At 66.3% G+C, this 23504-nt stretch carries 15 protein-coding genes; all 15 read right to left on the bottom strand.

All coding sequences use genetic code 11. The features are described 5' to 3' along the window. Positions 1-3438: an RHS repeat-associated core domain-containing protein gene (locus AC1DXX_RS16320; RefSeq protein ID WP_478135246.1), complete on the bottom strand. Its 3438-nt coding sequence runs from the start codon at positions 3436-3438 to the stop codon at positions 1-3. 23 nt (positions 3439-3461) lie between these two features. Next, positions 3462-4241, bottom strand: coding sequence for a hypothetical protein (locus AC1DXX_RS16315; RefSeq protein ID WP_478135245.1), 780 nt, complete (start codon positions 4239-4241; stop codon positions 3462-3464). Between the two features lie 23 nt (positions 4242-4264). Further along, positions 4265-4657, bottom strand: coding sequence for a hypothetical protein (locus AC1DXX_RS16310; RefSeq protein WP_478135244.1), 393 nt, complete (start codon positions 4655-4657; stop codon positions 4265-4267). After that, positions 4654-5811 (bottom strand): DUF2169 family type VI secretion system accessory protein, encoded by a 1158-nt coding sequence (locus tag AC1DXX_RS16305; RefSeq protein WP_478135243.1) that lies wholly within the window; start codon positions 5809-5811, stop codon positions 4654-4656. The genes AC1DXX_RS16310 and AC1DXX_RS16305 overlap by 4 nt, the downstream gene beginning before the upstream one ends. Continuing rightward, positions 5808-6917, bottom strand: coding sequence for a DUF2169 family type VI secretion system accessory protein (locus tag AC1DXX_RS16300; RefSeq protein ID WP_478135242.1), 1110 nt, complete (start codon positions 6915-6917; stop codon positions 5808-5810). Before AC1DXX_RS16300 ends, AC1DXX_RS16305 begins: the two co-directional genes overlap by 4 nt. 13 nt (positions 6918-6930) lie before the next feature. Beyond that, positions 6931-9078, bottom strand: coding sequence for a type VI secretion system Vgr family protein (locus AC1DXX_RS16295; protein WP_478135241.1), 2148 nt, complete (start codon positions 9076-9078; stop codon positions 6931-6933). 146 nt (positions 9079-9224) lie between these two features. Further along, a complete protein-coding gene (locus tag AC1DXX_RS16290) occupies positions 9225-9620 on the bottom strand; it encodes a DUF4150 domain-containing protein (RefSeq protein WP_478135240.1) in 396 nt (131 codons plus the stop codon). A gap of 26 nt (positions 9621-9646) precedes the next feature. Further along, positions 9647-10282, bottom strand: coding sequence for a DUF3540 domain-containing protein (locus tag AC1DXX_RS16285; protein WP_478135239.1), 636 nt, complete (start codon positions 10280-10282; stop codon positions 9647-9649). Between the two features lie 33 nt (positions 10283-10315). Beyond that, on the bottom strand, positions 10316-11383 hold the full coding sequence (locus AC1DXX_RS16280; protein ID WP_478135238.1) for a pentapeptide repeat-containing protein: 1068 nt from the start codon (positions 11381-11383) through the stop codon (positions 10316-10318). A gap of 19 nt (positions 11384-11402) precedes the next feature. Then, positions 11403-14042: a DUF2169 family type VI secretion system accessory protein gene (locus tag AC1DXX_RS16275; protein WP_478135237.1), complete on the bottom strand. Its 2640-nt coding sequence runs from the start codon at positions 14040-14042 to the stop codon at positions 11403-11405. Positions 14043-14061: 19 nt separating this feature from the next. Then, positions 14062-16434 (bottom strand): type VI secretion system Vgr family protein, encoded by a 2373-nt coding sequence (locus AC1DXX_RS16270; protein ID WP_478135236.1) that lies wholly within the window; start codon positions 16432-16434, stop codon positions 14062-14064. Between the two features lie 27 nt (positions 16435-16461). Further along, a complete protein-coding gene (tssH, locus tag AC1DXX_RS16265) occupies positions 16462-19155 on the bottom strand; it encodes a type VI secretion system ATPase TssH (RefSeq protein WP_478135235.1) in 2694 nt (897 codons plus the stop codon). A 69-nt stretch (positions 19156-19224) separates the two neighbouring features. Then, a complete protein-coding gene (locus AC1DXX_RS16260) occupies positions 19225-20562 on the bottom strand; it encodes a tetratricopeptide repeat protein (protein WP_478135234.1) in 1338 nt (445 codons plus the stop codon). Then, entirely contained in the window at positions 20559-21629 is a 1071-nt protein-coding gene (gene tssG, locus AC1DXX_RS16255) for a type VI secretion system baseplate subunit TssG (RefSeq protein ID WP_478135233.1), read from the bottom strand. Before tssG ends, AC1DXX_RS16260 begins: the two co-directional genes overlap by 4 nt. Next, positions 21605-23497 carry a type VI secretion system baseplate subunit TssF gene (gene tssF, locus AC1DXX_RS16250; protein WP_478135232.1) on the bottom strand — a complete coding sequence of 631 codons (1893 nt, stop codon included), beginning with the start codon at positions 23495-23497 and terminating at the stop codon, positions 21605-21607. Before tssF ends, tssG begins: the two co-directional genes overlap by 25 nt. Positions 23498-23504: the final 7 nt, after the last annotated feature.

Here is a 23504-nt window from a genome sequence, read left to right as displayed (position 1 = left end):
TCAAAGGGTCCATCGTCCCCGGTTGGGCTTGTCATAGTTTCCACACTTCGTCACACCGTCGTCGGGATGGTAGACCTCCTTCTGAACCTCCCCGGTGCCGGCCATGTTTCGAATGTCGGTCGCGTGGGTCTCACCGGGCATGAACGCGCCGTCGAGCCGTTTGGTGCCGGATTGGCCCGGCGGACTATTGATCCATTTGTCGCTCAGCTGCTGAATGTTTTCGTTCTTGCCCGACCATCCCAGCACCGCGCTTCCCGATTTGCACTCCGCAATGATGTATTTGGGCGTGCCGTTTGGGTCCTTGTTCATGTAGACCCCGTCGATGCCGTTGGCATGCACGCTCTTGTCGTCTCGGCTGATGAGTTTGAAGCCGCGCTTGTCGTAGTCCTTGGTCATCTTCTCTTCGGCCTTGCACGCATCGGTGCCGCATTTCAGGCCGAAAGGATCGTCCCAGTCGACCGGACTGCGTGGGTAGGCATAGAAGTTCGCCCCGCCGTCGAGCCCGATCGGATCGGGTGACAGGTAATTCCCCAGACCGGGGTCGTAGGTGCGGTAGAAGTTGTAGTGAAAACCCGTTTCGCTGTCGAAATACTGGCCGCGAAATCGGAACGGGCACGGGGTGCTTCCGCTTTGCTGCAGCAGGTTTCCGTAGGCGTCGAAGTGCGCGGCCCACAATCGCCGGCCATCTTCGCTGAAGACGTCGGGCACCGTTCCGACGACGCCTGTGACGGGCGCCAGCCGCTCGGTGCCCCGCCACCACAGCAACGGTGCCAACGTGTGAAAGAAATAGGTGTCGGTCAGTTCACCGTCACGCCCTTCGCCAGCGAGCACGCATCCATCCCAGAGAAAACCGGTGTGCTGGTCGCCAACCTTCTTGCCGATGCGCCGCCCCAAGGCGTCGTGGATGTAGGAGATGGGTTCCCGCGCAGCGCTCACCACCTCGGTGAGCTGGCCGTTGAAGTCGTAGTGCAGTCGGATCTCGTCGGCACCCGACCGAACGCCGGCGATGCATCCGGCCTGGTCGTAGTCGTACTCACGGTCGCCGTCGGACAGCGTGCGTCCGCCTGCGGCCGTGTGCCGGTCGCCGCGATGTGTGGCCAGCACCGTTCCGTTGGCGTCGTAGAGATAGTGCTCGGTCGGCTGACCTTGTTCCATCACCCGGCTCAGGCGCCCGACGGCATCGTGCGCATAGCCCGACACGCCCCTGCGGTTGTCCTCCAGCGCCACCAGACAGTCCATCCAGTCGTAGTGGTAACGCCGGTCCACGAGCATGTTGCCGTCCGGCGACACAACACATTGCTCGGCCAGCAAGCCCTGCTGGTTGTAGGCCAGATTCTCTTGAATCCCTTGCGGAAAGCGGCGTTCGGTCAGGCGGTTCGCCGCATCCCATGCCAAGGCCTGGCACACACCCGCCCCGTCGTGGACGCGCAAGAGACGGCCGCGCAGATCGCGGTCGAAGCGCAGCGTGCCGCCTTGCACACCGACGATGCGCCGCGCGATGCGATGCTGGTCCTTGTCGTACACGTGCTCGAGCCGACGCCCGTTCTGCACTTCCGCGGTCACGCAGCCGCTCGCGTCTCGTTCGAGTTGCACCACGGAATGCTCGTTCGACGCCGCGATCAGTTCGCCATTTCTGTCGAATTCGTAGCTATCTCGAACGACGCCGTCGGAGCTCTCGCGCCTCACCAATGCGCCACACGCGTCGTACGACAGCGCGAGGCTCCTGCCATCGGCCTTCGTGATGCGCACCGGATCGGCTTCGAGGTTGTACTCGCGGGTCTCGACCCGTCCGTCGAAGCTCTTCTCGGCGACCATCCGCCCATCGGGGTCATAGCGTCGCTGCAGGCGTTCGCCGGCGCGATTCGTGACAACGATCACCTTGCCTTCCGTGTCGTACTCCAGCGTCATGGTTCCGAGCGCGTTGCGATGCGCAATCACGCGGCCGAAAACGTCATAGTCGCGTTGTTCCCAGCCAATGTCCGGCCCGGTTCGTGCCACCGGCAGGTCCAATGCGTTCCACTCGATCGTTCGCTGCCTGCCGAGCGCATCGACGGCGGCCACCGGCCGGTTCTTCGCATCGAAGCGGATCGACTGCGAGAGCCCCTGCGCGTCGTACTGCGCCACCTGATTGCCGAATGCGTCGAACTCCGTGCGGTCGAGCAGCGAGTAGGCATCCCGTGCCTCGATCCATCGCATGCGGGGGCCATAGCGTCGCTCGATCTCCAGGCCACCCGGCGTGCGCGTCTTCGTGATCAGTCCGAGCGCGTTGCGCTCCCACTCCATCCGGTTGCCGAGCGGGTTGGTGAAGCTCGATGCGCGCCCTGCAGCGTCGTACTCGTAGTGCCACACGCCGCCCATCGGATCGATGTAGTCGACCATCAGGTGCAGGTCGTTGTGCGTAAAGGTGCCGGCCGAGCCATCGGGATGGACGATACGGGCGCGGTTGCCTTGCGCGTCATACATGAAGCGAGTCACGCCACCCAGGGCACCAGTGCGCGCCACCAGCCGACCATGCTCGTCGTAGGCGCTGGTGGTGACGGCGCCAAGCGGCGATATCTCCTGAATCACCTGCCCAGCCGCGTTGAGGATGTAGTCGGTCGCGTGGCCGAGGCTGTCGAACACCCGGCGCATCGGCGGTGCCGAGAAGTACTGCACCCGCCGCTCCATGTAACCCCCGGTGCCGCTGCTGTAGACACAGCGGCCGCTGGGGTCGTATTGGAAGACGAAGACGGCACCCAGCGGTCCGGTTTCACGCACCATCCGGCCGAGCGCATCGTAGTCGTAGCGGGTCTGGGCGCCGGCACTGTCGGTCGACACGCACAGTCGGCGCGCCTCGTCGTACTCATACGAGACCTGGCGCATCTGCGTGCCGTCTTCCATGACGAAGCCGATGCTGCGAATCAGGTCGTTCGCGTCATAGTGCAACTCGACCGTGCGAGCTTCGAGCTCCTGCGTCACACGCCAGGGCCGGCACCGATCGTCGTATTGCAGGCTGACGCGGTGACCGTGCAGGTTTTCTATCCACAGCAAAGGCATCCATTGCTCGTCGCCTGCATCGAAGCAGAAGCGTTCCACATCGTCAGTGCCATGGTGCCAGTGCAGGATGGTGAAGTACCGCGAGTCGCGCGTCAGCTCCATGTTCGCCCCGATGCTGTGCACCGACTGCCCCTGCACGAGGCCGCTTTCGTCCGACTCGAAGGTCAGGAAGCCTCCGTTCTCGTCGAGCAGACGATAGCCTTCCGCCACGCGTTCGAGCTTCATGAAATAGGGCACTGTCCAGCCTTGACCGTGCCACGCATCCACGGGCGAATCGGTCGAGTAGCGACGCCGCCAGGTCAACCCCAGCGTGCCGGGCAGCTCGAAGTCTTCCTGCACCGTGAACACGGCGCCCGATGCGATGTCGATCGGGTGTCCTACAGCGACCTTGCCATCTGCCATGCGGTGTGCCTCTTCGTGCGGCCTCAGTGGCTTTTTCCGGCCTTCGCCCGATCGACGGCCTTGCCGACGCCCGCGCTCACCGCCCCCTGCGCCGCATTCACAGCCAGCGCCCGCGCCATGTCCGCAATGCTCACCCCCACCATCACATTGCTGAACCCCACGGTCGCCGCATTCGGCACGATGATCAGATCGCTGCAAGAGGTCGCCATCAACGGCGCCACGAAGGCCAACGGCCCGCCGTTGACGGTCACGTTGGGGCTACCGATCGCAGCCGACCCCTGCCCGCCCGGGTACGGAATCGGCGGCATCAACAACTTCACCCACGTCGACCATTTCGTATACGCCGCGAAGCTGCCCTTGATCGAACCCCACACGCCGCCCCAACTGGACGTGTCGACGCCGGTCACGTCCTTGACGAAGCGCCCCGTCGCGGAATTCGGCTGGACAAAGAGCGATGAGATACCAGCGATGGCAAGGTTCGCCATCAGCGTCAATGCCACCAGCATCAACGCCTTCGGGATATTGATCAGGTAACGCCGCCAGTACGCCAGGTTCAACATCGACGGTGGCGCCGGCAGCCCCATTGGTATGTGCACCGAGTACCCCATCGCGCCTGCGGTCACGGCCGGCAGCCCGTTGATGAGCACATTGACTTTCGGAAAGGTCGGCGTCATCCACAGGTAGATCAAACCGAAGTAGGGGTGCGGCACCATCGGAATCGGTGCCGGCGCAGGCGGAATGATCACGGCGTGGAAATCGAGGCCGATCACCATGTCGGTCATCTTGGAAGCAGGCCAGAGCATCGCGTGTTCCTCCTTCTTTTCTTTCAGCGCAGCACGTCCACGACTTCAAGCCGTCGCGTCAGCCGGGTGCGGTGCATCCGCACGCGAACGCTGTCGCCGGGTCGCAGTGCGTCATACGCTTCCCGACTCACGATGGCCGCGGTGGGATCCTGTCCGATCTTCAGTTCGAGCACATAGGCATCGGAGGTGGCGTCCGCCTGCGTCCATGCCCGTCCCGCCGCGATGTTGGTGCGGTAGGTCGTGCCCGGCGGGTAGTAGCGCTTGCTGGTCACGACGGCACCGGCCTCTTCCTCGGCYAACCCGGTCCGGTCGAGTGCGCCCCAGCCGAAATAGACGAGCGCCGCCAACAGGACCAGCGCGCTGAAGATGAAAACGAACGGGTTCGCCGCAAAGGGCGTCGACGGCTTGTTGCTCATGGCGGTGCCTCCTCCACCACGACCTGCATCCTCTGCATCCGCGGCAGCCAGTCGCGCCCCGGATAGGGAACGGCGGCGCGCCACACCAGGTCGACCTGCCGCTCTTCCATGCGGATCTGCACCGTCTGCAAGACCACATCGGGCGCCTCGATGCCCGAGCCGATGTCCAGCCCGATGCGCGGCACGTCCCCCGGCAGCCTGAAGTCGAGCCGCCCCTCGGGCGACAGGTTCAAGGTCCGCACCACCTCGTCGCTGTTCAGGAACGGCAGGCACAGGCCAGTCGATGCACCGTTGAAGAATCGGAAGTCCATGTCCCGCAATCCGTTCTGGACATAGGCCTCGCGCTGGTCGGCTGGCACCAGCTGCGCATAGGCCGCGCGCAATTCCTGCTCGGTGACGCGGTCCGCCGGCAGGATGCCGACCAGCAGGCAGCGCGGCTGCCAGGTCTTGGGAACCCAGCCAAGGCCCACGGGGTGCGGCTGGTCGCCCCATCTGGTGAACTCGCCGATGCACAGCCGCTGCGGCGTCAACGGATCGTTCGGGTCTTCGAGGTTCGGCAGCAGCAGGTTGTCGACGGCCTCCGCCACGTTCAGCACCGCGAAGCCGCTGCCCAGCGGATTGCGCGGATACGGATAGACCGTGGACTTGTCGCTGAACACATCGATGCCGCCGTAGGCGCGCTCGTAACGCAGGCCCATGTCGGTGAACGGCTCCGGATCGGTGAACACGGGATCGTGGTCCTTGTCGGTGAACTGCGCCCAACGGTCTCCGGTCACCTGGATCTGCTTGAAGCCTTCGCCGATCTGCACGCCCACGCTGCAGCGCTGCGTCGGCTGTCCTTCCGGCGCATGGGCGCGCGCGATGAGCACCACGTCGGTCTGCAGCTTCCAGGGCACGAAATCGCTCTCCAGCAGCACCGACGAATTCATCGGCGTGTCCCAGAAGACATCCCCGGGCGTCAACGGCTGGTCTTCATCGGCCCGCATGCACACGCGCCCGGCCTCGATGCCATAGCTGCGCTTGAGCAGGACGCTCAGGACATGGCCGCCCTGCGGGGTCTGCCCCGGCAGCACGATGCTGCTGCCGTGCAGTGCCGTCACTGGAGCCCAGGCCGGTGACGCGGCGGCGGTGGCGGCGAAGGCGGAGGCGTTCATTGCACATGGGCCTGCAAGCGCCGCAGCGTCGCAAGCTTTGCATAGGGGCCGAAGGTCAGCGCGCCGCCCCAGACGATGTCGAGTTCCAGGTCGTCGGGCCGGATGCTCACCGTGTGCATCCAGGGTTCGAGCGGCTGCTCGCCGTTGCCGGTGTCGAGCGCGATGCGGGGCGGTTCGCCGGGTAACTGGAAATCCAGCTTGCCGTCGTGCGTGAGGCCGCGCAAGCGAATGAGTTCGTCGTGCTTCAGTTCGGGCAACAGCAACCCGAGCGACGCTCCGTTGTGAAACTGCGCCTCGAACGGCGGCAGCCGCATCTGCCGCGCCAGCGCGACATGGTTGCGCGGCAGCAGCCTCATGCCCTCCTCGGTCGTCACGGTGCCGGGCTGCAGGAAAGCCGGCAGCGATCCGATCAACGCACTGCGCGGATACCAGGTGCGCTGCCGCCAGCCAAAACCCTGCGGTATCGGTTGGTCCGGCCAGCGGTACGGGTCGTCGATGATCACGCGCTCGGGTGTCAGCAGGTCGTCCAACGCCTCGATGTTGGGCAGCGCGAGTCCGTCGACCACCTCGCGCACGTTGCGCAGCACCACGCCGCGGCCCATGTCGTTGCGCGGATAGAAGAACGGCAGGTCGGGGTCGCTTTTCTCGTCGCGACCACCGTAGGCCCGGTCGTAGCGGATCTCCATTTCCAGGAACGGCTCGGGATCGGAGAAATCCGGCGCCCCTTCGGCGCGCCAATGGCATCGCCGGTCGCCTGTCACGCGCAACACCTTCTGCTGCGTGCCGACGCGCACGCCCACCGTCATCGATTCGACAGGCTCGCCGTGCGGCGCGTGCGCCTTGCCGACGATCACCACGTCGGTCGCCGTCTTCAGCGGCGCCATCTCGTTCTCGTGCTCGACCACCGACCATTCCGGGTCGCCGTTGTCGTAGTAGTGATCGATCAGGCGCAGCGGGGCATCGTGATCCTTGCGCTGCGCGGCGTGGCCGTGCGCGATACGGTAGCTGCGCTTCACCAGCACGCTGAACAGGCACTCCCCTGCCCGGGTGCGGCCAGGAACGATCTTGACCTCGCCGGGCGATGGGTTGAGCGGGGTTGCGACCATGTCTGCGCTCGCATCAGGGGTTGAGCATGACCATGCCACCCTTGACGGTGTTGGTAGCCGCACCTTCCGAAAGCACGATAGCGCCTTTGGTCTGGTGCTCGGAAACCGCTTCCGAATGAACGATGCCGCCCTTGATCGTGACGGAGGCCGAGCCCTCGATCGCCACGTTCACGCCCTGGATCTTTATCTGGCCGCCGCTGTCCATCCAGATCATGCTTGCACCGACATGCAGCTGGATGCTGGTGGCCGCGTTGATGTAGATGTGTTGCGAATCGGACGAGATGCTGATGGGTCCGCCCGTGGACGAGATTGCGATTGCGCTCTTGACCGTCGTGGTCTGCGTCGCATCGTACTTTTCGGTCAGCGCACCCATGACGTGGTAGGTGGCCGTGTTGGCGACCACGTCATGGTTGTACTTTCCTTCGGTCACCTGGATGGTGGCGTCGCTCTTGATCGTTTCGGTGAAGGTGTTGTTGACGGTGTTGGTCTGGTCATGCTCCACCGTCGTGTTCATGTCGTACTGGCCGTGGATGGTGATCTTCTCCTTCCCCGCCGTGTCGTCCATGGACATCTCGTTGTAGCCCTTGCCCTTGTGCGTGTTGGTCTTGAGCCCGCTCACTACGGCGCCGCCGGGCAGCGCGAAGGGCGCCATGTTGTCGCTGTTGTAGACCCGGCCGACGATGATCGGCTGGTCCGGATCCCCCTCGAGAAAATCGACGATCACTTCCTGCCCGATGCGCGGGATGCTGATCGAACCCCAGTTCTTGCCGGCCCACGGATGCGACACGCGCACCCAGCAGGAGCTGTTCTCGTCACGAGTGCCATACCGGTCCCAGTGGAACTGGACCTTCACGCGGCCATGCTCCTCGGTCCAGATCTCCTCGCCCTGCTTGCCGACCACGATGGCGGTCTGCGGTCCGCGCATGACCACGCGCGGCGTCAGGCGCGGCGGTCGCCAGGGCATGTCCACCGGCAKCACGGTCATCAGGAAGGCACAGGCTCCGCGTTGCACGGCATTCATGGCCGGGATGTCGGTCAGCAGCTCTTCGAGCACGGCATGCGCATCGGCATTGACCGGATCGTCGGCCAGCGCTTCCCGCAGCAGGCCGGCGACCGGCCGCTTCGCCTCGGCGATGTCCAGGCTCTCGTAGCCTGAATGACTCGCCACGAAGGTGCAGCCGGCAATGATGTAGTCGCCGTTGCGCGTCCTATCGGGGTCGCCCTGGAACTCGAAGCTGCGGCCCACCGCGACATCGGGCCAGCCGGTCAGGGCCCAATGGCGCTGGCGGCGCCCGATGAGTTCGTCCAGCCGCACCCGGGCAAGGTTCTCGGTGTCGTCCCCGTCCTTGTAGCCGCCCGGAAACTCGAAGGCTTCCAGGTCGGAGAGTTCGTGCGTGTCTGGCTCCCCCTTGTCGGCATGAAGCTCCTTGCTGATGACGGTGAAGTCGCTGTCGCGCGAGGCGAAATTTCCGGACTCGAACTGCCGCATGCTGACCCAGCGCGTGATCGTGTTGAAGCGCGCTTCGCTCGCGCTGTCGGGTGCGTAGTGCAGGGTTCGCGCTGCCGGCAACGGTTCGTGCGCCATGTCGCTGGCGTCCGAAAGATGCATGGTGCCAGGCGCGCCGTGCGCATCGAACCAATAGTAGACGCCCTCTTCCTCCATCAGTCGCGAGAGGAAGCGATAGTCGCTCTCCTGGTACTGGACGCAATACAGGTGCGGCGGATGCTTGCCGACCACGCTGCCTGTCTTGATCTTCTTCAGGCGCTTGATCGCGCTGTCCTCGAACACCGTATCGAGCACGTCGACCACAGCCTTGTCCTGCAGGATGCGTGAGTTGATGCGCTTGGTGAGCAGCCAGAACCACGAACGCAGCGTGATGCGGTATTCGAAGTAACGCCCGACCCCGGCAGCACGGGTGAAACGCATCGCATACCCTTGGCAATGCCTCTCGTGCTTTCCGTCTTCGGCGTCGGTAAACGCGATCACCACATCGAAGGAACGTCCGAGGATGTCCCGGGCGTCGATCTTTTCGTTCATCGATAGCACCGTGAGTTCGTAGGTCGACGGCCGCCCCAAGACCTCATGTCCGACGATGCGCCAGAACATCAGATCCCCGTTGGCGGGAGAGTCCCCCCGAATTAGAAATTGCGCGTCGGCCATGGCTTAAAACTCGAGCAAGTATTCGTGCCATGAGACGCCTTAGCAATCTCACCTTAAGGGGTACGCGATTCGTGCGAACCCATAGCCCGGACGGCTGATCACGAAAGTACACGCGCCATGGTCCACGAGACCGCTGGCCGATTCCGTCAGGGCGCCAGCAGCAGGATCTTGGGTTGGCTCGGCACCAGCCTGCAACCGGGCGCGTTGGTGCTGTTCTGCAGCGACACGCTGGTCATGCGCGAAGCCGGCATGCCCTTGAGCAGCACCGTGAAGGCGCCCGTCAGGTGCCGGCTCGGCCCCATCACCATGCCAGACGCCACGCCGGTGGCCAGCCCGGCGTTGTCGCCGTTGGTCTGGGGAATGGTGGTGCCCAGGTTGTGCGCCGGCGCGCCCACGAAAAGAATGGTCGGGCAGTTGGGCACGGCCATCGGTCCCATCGCGATGTTGGGATAGGGAATAGGCACCGGTCCGGCCGGGCTGGGTGTCAGGCAGACATCGGGGAACGCGGTGTCGGTCCCCATCAGTTGGCAATTGGCGAACATGGCGTGCTCCGTGTCGGCTATTGTGTTCAGCCCATGTGGATCTGCTCGCCGTCGAGCTTGACCAGGTTCGCCGCATTGGCCACCAGGTTGTCGGCGTGCAACTGCATCATCTGTTCGGCCCGGTAGTCGACCTGCGTAGCGCGCACCTGGTCCATGCCCGCCACCGTGCGCTGGCTCCATCGCGAGAACTGGCTGACGCGGTCGGCAAACGACTCCAGCAGGTCGGCGATGAGCTTGACGCGGCCGAACGACCATGTCACTTCGCGCCCGATGCCGGTGACCTTGTCGATGGCGATGGCCGCAGTCCGGCCCTGCACCGCCAGTTGCTCGCCGGCGAGCGTGAGGTGGTCGGCCTTCAGGGTCATCGTGCCGTCGGCGCTTTCCAATACCGCGCCGGCCGGCAGCACGACCCGGCCAGTCGGGCCGGCGCTGCCGCGCTCGAGCACCGCAGTGACGTACATGCCCTGCGCGAAGTCGCCGCACAGCCAGACGACGTCGCCGGCCTCGGGCGCCAGCAGGCAGCTTGCCGCCGGCGACGCGCTCAGTTCGCCCTGCGCGGTGACCACGCGGCAACGGCGCTCGGCATCCACGGCAAGCACCGTTCCCACACCGTGCATCGGCGCGGCGCATAACTGCATCAGTTTCTTTTCAGGGCTGCCCATGTCGGCTCCTAGTCGTTCGTTGTGTCAATTCAGTCAGGAAGAAGAAGCAGCGACCGGCTGCGCCCGCCAACCCTCGGCGGCCACGAGTTCCGGCTCGCTTTCGAGCGCGCGCGCACGGTCGGAAAACTGCGCATCCGCATCGGTGACCGCATGCAGGTTGGCGCGGAACATCGTGGCGCCCCGCAGGTCGGCCCCGCTCAGGTCGGCGTGCGAGAAGTCGGCATAGGTCAGTTCGCAGTCGGTCAGCCGCGCCCCGGCCAGCAGCGCGCCGGCCCAGTTGGTCTGGTACAGGTCGGCCGCGACGAACTGCGCGCCCTGCGCCTTCGCCCCGACGAAGAGGGCCTGCGTCAGCACGGCCTGGTGGAACCGCGCGGCCGAGATGTCGGCCTCCATGAAGATGGCGTTCGGCGCCTGCGCCCCGTCGAAGTTGGCGCCGGCCAGTTGCGCGCCCTGGAAGTTCGCCTGCGCGATGCGGGCCTGCGAAAAATCGCAGCCCGTCAGGTCGGCGTTCATGAACTGCACATTCACCAGGCGTTGCCCGGCGAAGGACTTTCCCGCCAGGTTCGCCTTGATGAATACCACGGTGTCGAACGCGGCACCGCCGAAGCGGGCCTTGCGCAGGTCGCATTCGAGCAGCACCGTGCGTTCAAGCTGCGCGCCCGAGAAATCGACGTCGCCCATCTGGCAGTCGGTGAAGATCACCTTGACCAGCAGTGCGTCCTTCATGAGCAGCCGGTTCAACGCACAGCCGGTGAACACCGTGAAATCCATTTGGGCTGCACCCAGGGCCAGGCCGTCGATCTTGCATTGCGCGAAGGTCACATTCCGCGCGGCAGCCCCCGTCATCACCACGTGCTCGAAGCCCGACTCGACGAAGGCGGTTTCGGCAAGGATGCAGTCTTGCGCTCGCACCTTCGAAAAGCTGCATTGCCGGAACTGGCTCTGCGTGAGGTCGGCGCGGTGCATCGTCGTCCCGTCGAAGCGGCAGCCGTCGAACAGCGTGCCCGACAGGTCGGCATCGTCCAGGTCCAGGCCCGAAAGGTCCTGCCCGATCACGGGCTCGGCCCGTTGGGCGCAACGCAGGAGTTCGGTCTTGTCCATGGCCGGTCGCTCGTTCTCTTCAGGTCGCGGCCGCCACCGGGCGATGGCGCGGGTAGGTGCGCATGCGCGTGGTCAGCGCCTCGTCGAAGCGGACATTGAAGCCGACCTTCACGCGAGCCAGGTCGGCACGAAACAGGTTGGCGCGGCGAAAATCGGTTTCTTCCAGCGTCGCGTGCTGCAGCACGGCACCCCACAGGTTGGCCGATCCCAGGTTGGCGTGCCGCATGTCGGCTCGCACGAAACGCGCCTCGCGCAGCTGTGCGCCGCGAAAGTCGGTGCGTTGCAGCGTGCACTCGCTGAAGTCGCTGCCGGTCAGCAGCGCGTTGCCGAAGTGCGCGCCGGAGAGTTCGGCCCCGCGGAAGTTCATGTTGGGCAGATGGGCCGCGCCAAAGTCCGCGCCCGTCAGCACGCAGCCCTGCGCGAAGCAGCCCGAGGCGATCTGCAGTCCCCTGAAGCTGGCGCCGGGCGCCACGATGCCGACGAAGCCGCACTTCTCGAACACCGCCTCGCTGAAATCGACACCCGAAAGATCGCATTCGACAAAGGCGCATTGCCGGAAGCGCGCGCCCGTGAACCTGCAGCCGCGCAGGTCGCGCTTGACGAACACCAGCAGCGCATCACACATCGCGCCCGAGCAGTCGACGCTGCCCAGCTGCGCCTGGCCGAGCCGGATGCCGTCGAGCCGTGCGCCGCGCATGTCGACGTCGCTCAGGCGCGCGTCGTCGAAGGTGGCGCCCGTGAGGTCGGCGCCCGCGAAGTTCACCTTCGAGAGGCGCGCACCGCCCAGGTTGGCGCGCTGCAGGTTGGCCCCGTCCAGTTGCGTCGATTGCAGCGTGGCATGCGCCAGCACGGCGTCGTGCAGGTCGGCGCCGCCAAGCTCGGTGCCGGTGAGGTTGACGTTCTCCAGCAGCGCCTCGCCCAGTTGCGCGCCTTTAAGGTCGAGCCCGGCCAGGTTGGCACCGCTCAGGTCCCAGCCCGCGAACGACAGGCCCTTGGCGTGGTGGGCCCGCACGCGCACCCGCAAAGCCTCGGCGGCGTCGTTCGGCAACGGGTCGACCGCCGGCTGCAGATGCGCTGCCATGCGATAGCCCGCCAGTTGTTGCGCGTCGCCGTCGGCCCATTGCGCCATGCGCTTGCTGTCGCCGAGCATGTCCTCGAACTCCGAGACATCGCAGCCATGGGCCTTGCCATGCGCGATCTGCCGGGTGAACTCGCGTTTGAGGTCCTGGGCGAAAGGCTTGGGCGGGCCGCGCGTTTCGAGGCCGGCCATCTCGCGTTCGATCGGCGCGAAATCGATCTTCTCGCGCGCGAAGATGCCTCGCACGTCCTCGACCGTGGCGGCCTTCTCCGCCGCCATACGGGCGGGCGCCTTCTCGCCTTCGGCCGCCATCTCGGCCTGCAGACGGATCAGGTCGTCGATGGTGCGCACCTCCGGCGCGGGCGGTCCCTTGACCGGCGGTCCGTGTTCGTCGGCATCGAGTCCGAGCGCGACCACGTCGGCGCGGGCCTGCGCGCGATCGGCCTCGGCGCGCTGCATCGACCGGTCCAGCGCACGGTTGGAAAAGGCCGTCGGATCGAAAAGCGGCACCACCAGGTCCGCCGGCATCAGGTCTTCCTCGCGCAGCGATTCCAGCGTGCCGTTCTTGCGGTCCAGGCGCTTGTCGCGCACGGCCAGGTAGTGAAGCGCCGGGCGCGGCTGGTCCAGGCGTTCCACCGCCGCCATCAGATGGACAATGTCGGCACCGTCGTCCTCGACCACCTCGTGCATGCCTTGCGAGATCAGGATGGCGCGCTCGGCGTCCGGAAAAAACCAGGCGGTCCGCAACTGCAGCCGCAACTCCTTGAACTTGTCCTCGCCGTCGACCCGGTGCGTGACGAAGGCGCGGGCCTTCAGCGCCGGCAGGCGGCCTTCGAGCCTGGCCGTGGCTGGATGCATGTTGCGAAACAGGTAGGGCTCGTCGCCGACGAAGGGCGCCACCTGCTGCTGGTCGGCCGACGCGATGTTGAAGAAGCCCCAGTCGGTGTCGCTGGCAATGCCCGGAAAGTCCTGCTTGAGCCAGGCGTCGTCGTAGGTGCCGCGCTGCGCCGCGCGTTGCGGCCAGGTCTGGTCAATCGGCCCGAAGCCCACGGGCTTTGCGCGGTCGGTGGGTGCCGCCAGCGGCGCCCGCGGGTCTTCGATGTTCGGCAGCCGGTGCACGCGCCCGGCCGGCGTGTCGACGGGCGAGGCGCCCAGGCCCAGGGGGTTCTCGGCAAACTCCGCGCCGCCGTATGCGTGGGCCCAGTCCAGCGGCATGGCGGCGAAGGCCTGCGGCGGCGAGGCGTGCGGCCCCTCCCAGTAGCGGTGCCCCCGCACCAGCAGCGCCTTGCGCAAGCCGCCCACCTGGGCCTCGACCGCGCAACCGGTGTCGTCCCTGGCATCGAGCGGGTAGGCCGACCCCGACACCAGGTACTCCGAGCGTCCGCGCACGCAGCCCTCTTCCAGGATGCCCTTGGCTTCCGGGCGCGTGGCCCAGAACTTCCACAGGTCCATCTCCTGGCGCAGCGGCCGCTCGCCGCCAAGCTCGATGAACATCAACACCGACACGCCAAACCACTTCTTCCCGCGGAACTCGAAGTTGCGCGCGATCAGCGAGGCGGTGGTGGGCTTGAAGACCTTCATGGCAGGCAATGCGCGGCGGCTACAGAATGAGCTTGAGCGTGTCCATCTCGATGTTGGTCGCGCACGAAAGCGCGGCCAGTGCGTCCATTTGCGCAACGCTCATTCCCTTGGAAAGAACGTCGGCCCCCACGCGCTCGAACTTGAAACCGATCAACGCATTCGACGAGCCCGTGGCTTCGATCTTCGCGGCGTTGGCTTCCATGGCGAGCACGTTGAAATCGAGCTTGCTGGCATAGCCCTCCTTGATCGTTCCGCCCACCTGGCACAGCTGGAAGTCGACGATGTTGGTTCCGCCCGGCGCCACCAGCGTGAAGCCCGCCGGCGCGGTGATGGTGACGGGGCCGCCGGCATTGAGGGACCATGCCGCGCCGATGTTCTGCGTGAGCCCGGCGCCAATGCTCTGCGTCACCGCGGCACCCACGTTCTGCGTCACGCCGCCGCCCACGGTGTCGCTCCGGTTGCCGCCGATGGTGGTGGTTTCGTTGCCACCGACGGTCAGCTCGCGGTTGGCGCCTATGGTCACGCTCTCGTTGGCGCCCACGGTCTCGGTGCGGTTCACGCCGATGGTGATCTGCTCGTTGGAGCCGACATCCTCCGTCCGGTTGCTGCCGATGGTGATCTTCTCGTCGACATCGACCTTCTCCGTCCGGTTGTTCTTGATGTGGCTGTTCTCGTCGTGATCGATCGTCTTCTTGCGGTCATGACCGACCCAATGCGTTTCGTCGCTCTCGACCTCGATGTCCTGGTTTTTTTCCGCATGCAGGTAGACCTGCTCGGAGCCCTTCTTGTCGTCAAAACGGAACTCATTGAAATTGGCCACCCCGCCTTTGGGCGTGGAGCGGGTGCGAAAGCCGCTCTGCGTGTGCGAGTCGAAGGGAATGGGCTGATCGTCGTTGTAGACGCGGCCCACGATCAGCGGACGGTCGGGGTCGCCGTTGAGAAAGTCGACGATCACTTCCTGGCCGATGCGCGGAATGAAATAACCACCCCACCCCTTGCCGGCCCAGGGCTGCGAAACGCGCACCCAACAGGTCGAGTTCTCGTCTCCTTCGTTGTAACGGTCCCATTGAAAATGCACCTTCACACGCCCGAACTTGTCGGCGTGGATCTCCTCGCCCTCGGGGCCCACCACGATCGCAATTTGCGGGCCGGGCATGGTCACGCGCGGCGTGAGGCGCGGCGCGCGGTAAGGGCGGTCCAAGGGAATCGCCGTGAGCAAGAAGGCGCTGGTGCCCGGCTGTGCACTGTGCAGCGTGGGCGTGCCGGCGATCAGTTCTTCGAGCACTTGCAGCGTGTCGGCATTCACCGCATCGTCGCGCAACACCTCGGACAGCACGTTGTATATCGGCTGTTCGGCGGCGCCGGCCGCCACGCTCTCATAGCCGGGATGGCTGGCCATGAAGGTACAGGCGGCGATGATGTATTCGCCATCGCGCACGCCATCCGGGTCGCCCTCGAACTTGAAGCTGCGGCCCGCCGTCACATCGGGCCAACTGGTCAGGGCCCAGTGGCGGTCACGGCGCGCGTTGAGCTCGTCGCCGCGCAGCTTGGCACGGTTCTCGGCCTCGTCTCCGGTGAAGTAGCCACCGGGAAACTCGAACACCTCCAGGCCGGCCAGCTCGTGGCCCCCGGGAACGTCGATCACCGCGCCCAGCTTCTTCTTGATGGCCTTGAAATCGCTGTCGCGGGAGTCGTGCTTGCCGGTGTCGAATCGGCGCGAACTCACCCAGCGCGAGATCTCGTTGTAGCGCGCTTCGCTCGCATCGCTGCCTGCATAGCGCAGCGTGTCGACCACCGGCAGCTTGTCGTGGGCGATGTCGCTGGCGTCCGACAGGTGCATGGTGCCGGGCGCATCGTGCGCGTCGAACCAGTAGTAAATGCCCTCGTCCTCGAGCAAGCGCGAGAGAAATTGGTAGTCGCTTTCCTGGTGCTGCACGCAGTAGCGCCGCGGCGTGTGGGTGCCGATCACGTTGCTGGTCTTGGTTTTCTTGAAACGCTTGATCGGGCTGTCCTCGAAGACCGCATCGAGCACCTCCAGGATCTTCTTGTCCTGCAGGATGCGCGAGTTGGTGCGCTTGGTGAGCAGCCAGAACCACGAGCGCAGCGTGATGCGGTATTCGAAGTGCCGGCCCACATGCCCCGCGCGCACGAAGCGCACCGCATGACCCTGGCAGTGCCGCTCGTGCTTGCCGCCGTCCTTGTCCTGGAACTCGATGACCACGTCGAACGCGCGGCCCAGGATGTCCTTGGCGTCGAGCGCCTTGTTCTTCGAAAGCACCGTGAGCTCGTAGGCCGACGGCCGCGCCAGCGCCTCGTGACCCACGATGCGCCAGAACATCAAATCGTCCTTGGCGGGTGAATCGGTCTTTATGCGGAATTCGTGGTCGGCCATTTTTTTCTCTTGAAGGATGAAGGCGGCTCAGTCGAACGCGTAGGTGAAGTCGGCGTCCTTGACGTCCAGCGCGACACGGCGGATTTCTCCACCCGACGCCAGCCGCTGCAAGTACTCGACCGAAATGGTCGGCAACACGGTATTGGTCAGGATCGCGTCGATCACGCGCCCGCCCGACTCCGGGTCCTGGCAACGCGCGACCACCTGCTCGACCACCGCCTCGCTGTACTCGAAGGGCACGCCGTGGTTGGTCTCGACGCGCTTCTTGATGCGGCCCAGCTGCAGCCGCACGATCTTCTTCATCATCTCGGGCGACAGCGGGTAATAGGGAATGGTGACGATCCGGCCCAGCAGCGCGGGCGGGAACACCTTCATCAACGGCGCCTTCAGCGCATCGGCCAGCGCGTTGGAGTCGGGCAGCAGCTCGGAGTCGCGGCACATGCTCATCACGAGCTCGCTGCCGGCGTTGGTGGTGAGCAGGATGATCGTGTTCTTGAAATCGATCATGCGGCCCTCGCCGTCTTCCATCCAGCCCTTGTCGAAGACCTGGAAGAAGATCTCGTGCACGTCGGGGTGGGCCTTCTCCACTTCGTCGAGCAGCACCACGCTGTAGGGCCGGCGGCGCACCGCCTCGGTCAGGATGCCGCCCTCGCCGTAGCCCACGTAGCCGGGCGGCGCGCCCTTGAGCGTGGAGACGGTGTGCGCCTCCTGGAACTCGCTCATGTTGATGGTGATGATGTTCTGCTCGCCGCCGTAGAGCGCCTCGGCCAGCGCGAGCGCGGTCTCCGTCTTGCCGACGCCCGAGGTGCCGCAGAGCATGAACACGCCGATGGGCTTCTGCGGGTTGTCGAGCCGCGCACGCGAGGTCTGGATGCGGCGCGCGATCATCTCGAGGCCGTGCTTCTGGCCGATGACGCGCTGGTTCAGCGTGTCGGCAAGCTTGAGCACCGCCTCGACTTCGTTCTTGACCATGCGGCCGACAGGAATGCCGGTCCAGTCCGCGACCACCGAGGCCACGGCCTGTTCGTCGACCGAAGGCAGGATGAGCGGCGACTCGCCCTGCACCGTGTGGATCCTGGCCTGCAGCTCGTGCAGCTCCGCGAGCAGCGCGACGCGATCGTGTGCGGGCGCAGCAGCGGCATCGCCATCGGCCGGCGCATCCACCGGCTTGTTGCCCGCGCGCAGCTTGCTGCGCAGTTCGAGCAACCGGTCGACCAGCCCTTTCTCCTCCTGCCAGCGGGCATTCAGCGCATCGAGCTGTACTTTCGATTCGGCCAGCAGCGTGGCGACCTGCGCGGCGCGCTTGGTCACGTCGATGCCGATGGCTTCCTCGCGGCCGATGATTTCCTGCTCGACCGTGAGCCCTTCGATGCGGCGCATGCAGTCCTCCACCTCGGGCGGCGTCGCATGCTGCGACACGGCCACGCGCGCGCAGGCCGTGTCGAGCAGGCTCACCGCCTTGTCGGGCAGCTGGCGCGCGGGAATGTAGCGGTGCGAGAGCTTCACGGCCGCCTCGATGGCCTCGTCGAGCAGTTGCACGCGGTGGTGCTTCTCGAGCACGCTGGCCACGCCGCGCAGCATCAGGATGGCTTTTACCTCGTCGGGCTCGGGCACCTGCACGACCTGGAAGCGCCGCGTGAGCGCCGGGTCTTTCTCGATGTACTTCTTGTACTCGGCCCAGGTGGTAGCGCCGATGGTGCGCAGGTTGCCGCGCGCCAATGCAGGCTTCAGCAGGTTGGCCGCATCGCCGGTGCCGGCCGCGCCGCCCGCACCCACCAGCGTGTGGATCTCGTCGATGAAAAGAATGATGGGCGTCGGCGAGCTCTGCACCTCGTCGATCACCTGGCGCAGGCGCTGCTCGAACTCGCCCTTCATGCTCGCGCCGGCCTGCAGGAGGCCGATGTCGAGCGTGAGCAGCTTCACGTCTTTCAATTGCGGCGGCACGTCGCCGCGCGCGAGGCGCTGCGCGAAGCCTTCGACCACGGCCGTCTTGCCGACTCCGGCCTCGCCGGTCAGCAGCGGGTTGTTCTGGCGGCGGCGCATCAGGATGTCGACGATCTGGCGGATCTCTTCGTCGCGGCCCGTGATCGGGTCCATCTCGCCCTTCTTGGCCTTCTCGGTGAGGTCGACCGCGAACTTCTTCAGCGCATCGCCCTTGCCCATGGCGGCCGGCGCCATCGCGCCCGAGTCTTCGCCGGGTGCGCCGCTGCCCATGCCGGTACCGTCCTGCGCGCGCATCTGCGATTCGGGCGAGGCGTCGCAGACCTTGGGAAAGTTGTCGGCCAGGTCTTCGACCTTGATCTTCTCGAATTGCTTCGACAGACCGAACAGCGGGTTGCGCAGGCTCTGCGTCTTCAGCATGCCGACCAGGATGTAGCCGGTGCGCACCTGTGCCTCGCCGAACTGCAAGGTGGCATAGGTCCAGGCGCGTTCGATGGCGTTCTCGATGTGGGGCGAGAAGTCGCTGATGGCGGTGGCGCCGCGCGGCAGGCGGTCGAGCGCGGCCGTCATGTCCTTTGCGATCACCGACACGTCGAGCCCGTAGTGCTGGATCACGCGGTGCAGGTCGGAGTCCTGCGCCTGCAGCAGCTGGGCGAACCAGTGCTCCAGCTCCACGTAGGGGTTGCCGCGCATCTTGCAGAACACCGTGGCGCCTTCGATGGCCTTGTAGGCCAGCGAGTTGAGCTTGCCGAAAAGGGCGGTGCGACTGATTTCACTCATGGAGGACTCCGTATCTGTTGAAGACGATTCATGCCGGGAAATTTGAAGTTCGGCGATCTGTGGACGGACTCAGGGAGGGGCCGCGAGCCTTGCGCTGGCCAGCCAGCCCTGCACGTTTTGCCCCGCCTCGCGGCGCGGAACGATCGGCTCGATGCGAACGGCGCCGAAACCCGCGGCCGCAAGGCAGGCCTCGACGTGAGCTGCCGCATGGCGGTAGCGGCCGCTGCCCTCGATCTTGAAGTCGTCCTGCCCCCCGACCATGGCCTCGACCGTGAACACCACGCCGCCTTCCGGACGCAGCGCACGCGCGGCTGCCGCCAGCACCTCGTGCAGGTCGCCGAAGTAGCACAGCGTGTCGGCCGATGCCACCAGGTCGAAGCGGGCGGGCTGGGTGTGCAGGTAGTGGGTGAGCTCGGCCTTGTGCAGCACGTCGTAGCCGCCGCGCTGCTCCGCGCGCTGCAGCATGCCGACCGACAGGTCGCAGCCCGCCAGGTGCGCGGCCCAGGGCCGCAGCAGCGGGGCGCAGAGCCCGGTGCCGCAGCCGGCATCGACCACGGCCAGATGCGCGGCGGGCGGGCCATACATGTCCTGCACCGCGCGCGCCACCAGTTCGGGTGCGCGGTAGTGCAGCTTCTCCAGGCTCGCGTCGAAGCTTCCGGCGTAGCTGTCGAACAACGTCTCCACATAGCCGTCGCTGGCGCGCGCGGGCGCATGCCCCTCGCAGGCGGCCAGCAGATGCGCGACCACGGGATTGCCTGGATCTTCGGCCAGCCACTCCCGGTACATGCAGATGGCCTGCTCGTTCTCGCGGAGCAGCTCCAGCGCGCGAATCACCTTCGAGCGCGCGCTCAGGTTGCGCGGCTGCAGCAGCACCGCACGGCTGTTGGCGATGACGCTCTCTTGGATGCGCCCCTGCTCCATCAGCGCGATCGACAGGTTGTACCAGGCCTCGCTGAATTCCGGCCGCAGTTCGATCGCGCGGCGGCTGACACGCTCGGCGGCCTGCCAGTGGCCTTTCTTGCATTCGAGCGATGCAATGTTGCTCAACGCATCGGCACCTTCATCGCCTCCTTTCGCGAAGGAGACGCTGTTGTCATAGGCAAGCATCGCGTCGTCGATGCGGCCGGTCTCGACCAGCAGGTTGCCCAGATTGTTCCAGGCGCCGCTCTGCGCGGGTTGCAGCGTGAGCGACCGCCCGATCAACGCGATGCTCTCGGGGCCGCGCCCCTGCGCATGGCGCAGCAAGCCCTGGTAGTGCAGGGCATCGGGGTCGCCGGGCGCGGCTTCCAAAATGCGGGCGAGCAGTTCGTCGGCCGCGTCGAGATTCCCCGCCTTCATCAGGTCCGCCGCTTGCACCAGCGCGGCCGCGTGCGCCGTCGTGTCTGCACACCCGAGCGTCGTCGTCATGCAGCGGCTCCTGCAGCGGTCCGGGCGGTCATCGAGCTGTTGCCGATGCGCACGTCCATCGCATCCCTGGAGCGCGTGCGCTGGCCGAGCCACGAGACCCACCCCAGCCGCGGCGCATTGCCCTGCTGCTGGCCGAGGCGCGTGGCAGGCACCTGCGCCTTCTCGAGCATCAGCTCGGCATCCCATTCGAGTTCGTCACCCAGCAGCTGCTGCATCCAGCGCTGCAGCACCGGCCGTGCGTTGCCGGTGGGCAAGAACATCTGGTACTGCTCGAGCGTGAGCGGGCCCAGGTGCAGGCGCACCCGGTGCTGCCGGTCCCAGGCGCGGGTGCCGAGCATGGCGCCCATGCCCATCGAGCGCGAACTCTCGCCCTGCCCCAGCCGCGTGAGCTCGGCGGCGGGCAGGCTCATCCAGTGGCCGACCCAGCGCTCCAGCGTCACCGGCACGCCGAAGTAGCTGCACAGCACCGACTCCACGCTCTCGGCGTTGTGCACGCGGCGCGCAAGCCAGCCCGAGAAATGGAGGCGCGCATCGTCGTGCACCTCGTCGCGGTCGATGCGGCCCGGCGTGCCGATGCCCACCAGCGCACCGACCTGCAGCCTGAAACGGTCTTCGCCCGGACGGTCGAGCGCCACCGCGGGACGCGACTGCGCCCAGGCGCGGTAGAAGTGCAGCGAGAAGCGATGCAGGAAGCTGTCGAGAAACGCCAGCCAGGTCGGGTCGCCATGGTTGAGGCTGCGCTCGCGGATGAAGTCGCTCAGGTGCACCGGCAGCGGGCCGTTGGGGCCGACGTAGCTGAAGAACTGCTGGCGCAAGCGCGGCGGCGAGTACGCGGTCGCAGGCTCGAAGCGGCTGAAGCTGGCCGGCGCGAACGACAGCGAGGGCTCCTGCCCCACGCGCACCGGCTCGGCGCTCGGCAGCAGCGCACGCCCCCAGCGCGGCGTGGTCGCGGCCACCGACTCGAGCCGGCGCATCACGGCGAAATAATCGAAGGACCACGGCTGCGCGGACCACCCGCGCAGCGCGGTATCGACACGCGCGGCTACAGAATCTGCCGGGTCCCGCACAGCGGCCTCCAGCGCATGGTCTCGCCCTTGCCCGCCACGCGCAGCACGGTCTCGACGAAATGGTTGACCTCCACATGGCGCGCCAGGAATCGCGCCATCACGGCACCGAAGAGAAAGGCGCTGTGGCCGTGGAACGCGTCCTTGTCGACCTCGAGCGTCACTTCGAGTCCGCGCCCGAATGCGATCGGACCCTTGAGCGGCAGGCGCCGTGCCACGGGCTTGCTCTTGACCGACAGCAGCCCGCGCACCTGGCCCTGGCGCATCTCGTCGGCATGCGTCGCATAGAGCATCAGCGTCTCGCGCAAGGCGGCGGCGCCCTGCTCCGGCGTGCTGTCGGAGATCGACAGGTAGTTGAGCGCCAGGTGATCGACCACGCGCCAGCCCAGCCCCTGGCTCACCACCGGCGACACCGGGCGTGAGGGTCCGCGCACCATGCGCACGCGCTGCACGGGGAAGGAGTCGACGCAGTCGAAATCGTTGTCGCGGCCGAGCGGCATCAAGAGCGGAAGGTCGCGGTTGGTGCACAGCGCGGTCACGGCGAGCTGCCGCAGCGTGGCCGCATACGGCGCTTGCTGCGGATCGACGATCTGCATGTAGACCTCGGAGCCGATGTGGCTGCTGCGATGGCCCTCGGTGCGTTGGCGAACCGACAGCATGCGCGGCTCGCGCGTGGTCGTGAAGTAGGCGGGGTGGCTGTGCCGCGTGCCGTGGAAGGCCGAGTAGAACGGCCGGAACGGTTGCTCGGCCGCCGCCGCATCGGCGCCCGGCGCACCGTGGCCGACGACCTCGGTGACCGTATGCACCTCGAAGTCCTGCGGCCGCGTGCGGTCGGGCACCAGGTGGAACTGGCTCACGCCCTCGGTCAGCGGCACGCGGTCGAGCCGCTTGTTGAACAGGTTGACCACCGGCACGCAGTGAAGCTGCACGTTCTCGGCGCTCACCAGCTTTTCGAGCGCGGCATCGCCGCGCGAGAACAGCAGCACGAGCTCGATGTCGGTGACCGGCATCGTCGCGAGCAGCGGCTGCAGCTCGGCAATGCGAAGGAACTGGAAGCGCTGCGGAAACGCGAAGTACTCCTGCAGCAGCCGGAAGCCCGAGAAGCCGGTGGCAGTGACCGGCAACAGGGCCTCGTCGTCTTCGAAGCCAACCGGCCGGATCGCGCTGGCCGGCAGGCTCTGCGCCGCCCCCTGCAGCGCACCGGCGGGCGACAGCGGCCGCACCATCACGCCGATGGGCTGGCCCAGCGCGCACTCCTGCAGTTGCCATGCGACGTCTTCGGCGCCGCCGAGATGCAGCACCAGGTCGTCGAGCGCGATCTGGCTGAAGTTGAGTCCGGCCGTCGCATGCAGCGCGATGCGCAGGCCACCGCGGATGGCGCGCGACTGCGGATGCGTGCTCAGCGGCAGGTCGGGCGCATAGGTGAAGTACTGGGCGCGCTGGATCTCGATCGGCCAGATGCGCAGCGCGCTCGCGGTGCGGAATTCGCAATGCGTGTTCTGCCCCACGGCCTGCCGCGCGCGCAGCCCGGCGCCGCGCGGCAGCGTGGGGCCGGTCGCGAGGTTGGCATCGTCGGGGTCCGGCGCGAAGGAAACGACCGCCATCGCCGGCGTGGGCGCGAGGAAATTCGGATAGACGATGTCGAGCAGGTGGCCCGTGAAGCGCGGGTACTCGGCATCGAGCTTGAGATTGACGCGCGCCGACAGGAATGCCGTGGCCTCGATCAGCCGCTCCACATACGGATCGGCAACCTCCTGGCCTTCGATGCCGAGGCGGTGCGCGATCTTCGGAAAGGCGCGCGCGAACTCCGAAGAGCTCTCGCGGAAGTAGCGCAGTTCCTGTTCATACAGGTTCAGCAGCCGAGGGTCCATGTCGGAC

Source organism: Variovorax sp. P4_B10, from assembly GCF_056402375.1.
Note: the sequence above shows the minus strand (reverse complement) of the source record. Positions and strands in the feature narration are given on the sequence as shown.

Bases quoted from the DNA above. Each gene is read 5' to 3' on its own strand.
- AC1DXX_RS16315 (WP_478135245.1), bottom strand. From the start codon at position 4,241: ATGCTCTGGCCTGCTTCCAAGATGACCGACATGGTGATCGGCCTCGAT.
- tssF (WP_478135232.1), bottom strand. From the start codon at position 23,497: ATGGACCCTCGGCTGCTGAACCTGTATGAACAGGAACTGCGCTACTTC.
- AC1DXX_RS16305 (WP_478135243.1), bottom strand. From the start codon at position 5,811: ATGAACGCCTCCGCCTTCGCCGCCACCGCCGCCGCGTCACCGGCCTGG.
- AC1DXX_RS16270 (WP_478135236.1), bottom strand. From the start codon at position 16,434: ATGGCCGACCACGAATTCCGCATAAAGACCGATTCACCCGCCAAGGAC.
- AC1DXX_RS16285 (WP_478135239.1), bottom strand. From the start codon at position 10,282: ATGGGCAGCCCTGAAAAGAAACTGATGCAGTTATGCGCCGCGCCGATG.
- AC1DXX_RS16320 (WP_478135246.1), bottom strand. From the start codon at position 3,438: ATGGCAGATGGCAAGGTCGCTGTAGGACACCCGATCGACATCGCATCG.
- AC1DXX_RS16260 (WP_478135234.1), bottom strand. From the start codon at position 20,562: ATGACGACGACGCTCGGGTGTGCAGACACGACGGCGCACGCGGCCGCG.
- AC1DXX_RS16300 (WP_478135242.1), bottom strand. From the start codon at position 6,917: ATGGTCGCAACCCCGCTCAACCCATCGCCCGGCGAGGTCAAGATCGTT.
- AC1DXX_RS16275 (WP_478135237.1), bottom strand. From the start codon at position 14,042: ATGAAGGTCTTCAAGCCCACCACCGCCTCGCTGATCGCGCGCAACTTC.
- tssH (WP_478135235.1), bottom strand. From the start codon at position 19,155: ATGAGTGAAATCAGTCGCACCGCCCTTTTCGGCAAGCTCAACTCGCTG.
- AC1DXX_RS16280 (WP_478135238.1), bottom strand. From the start codon at position 11,383: ATGGACAAGACCGAACTCCTGCGTTGCGCCCAACGGGCCGAGCCCGTG.
- AC1DXX_RS16290 (WP_478135240.1), bottom strand. From the start codon at position 9,620: ATGTTCGCCAATTGCCAACTGATGGGGACCGACACCGCGTTCCCCGAT.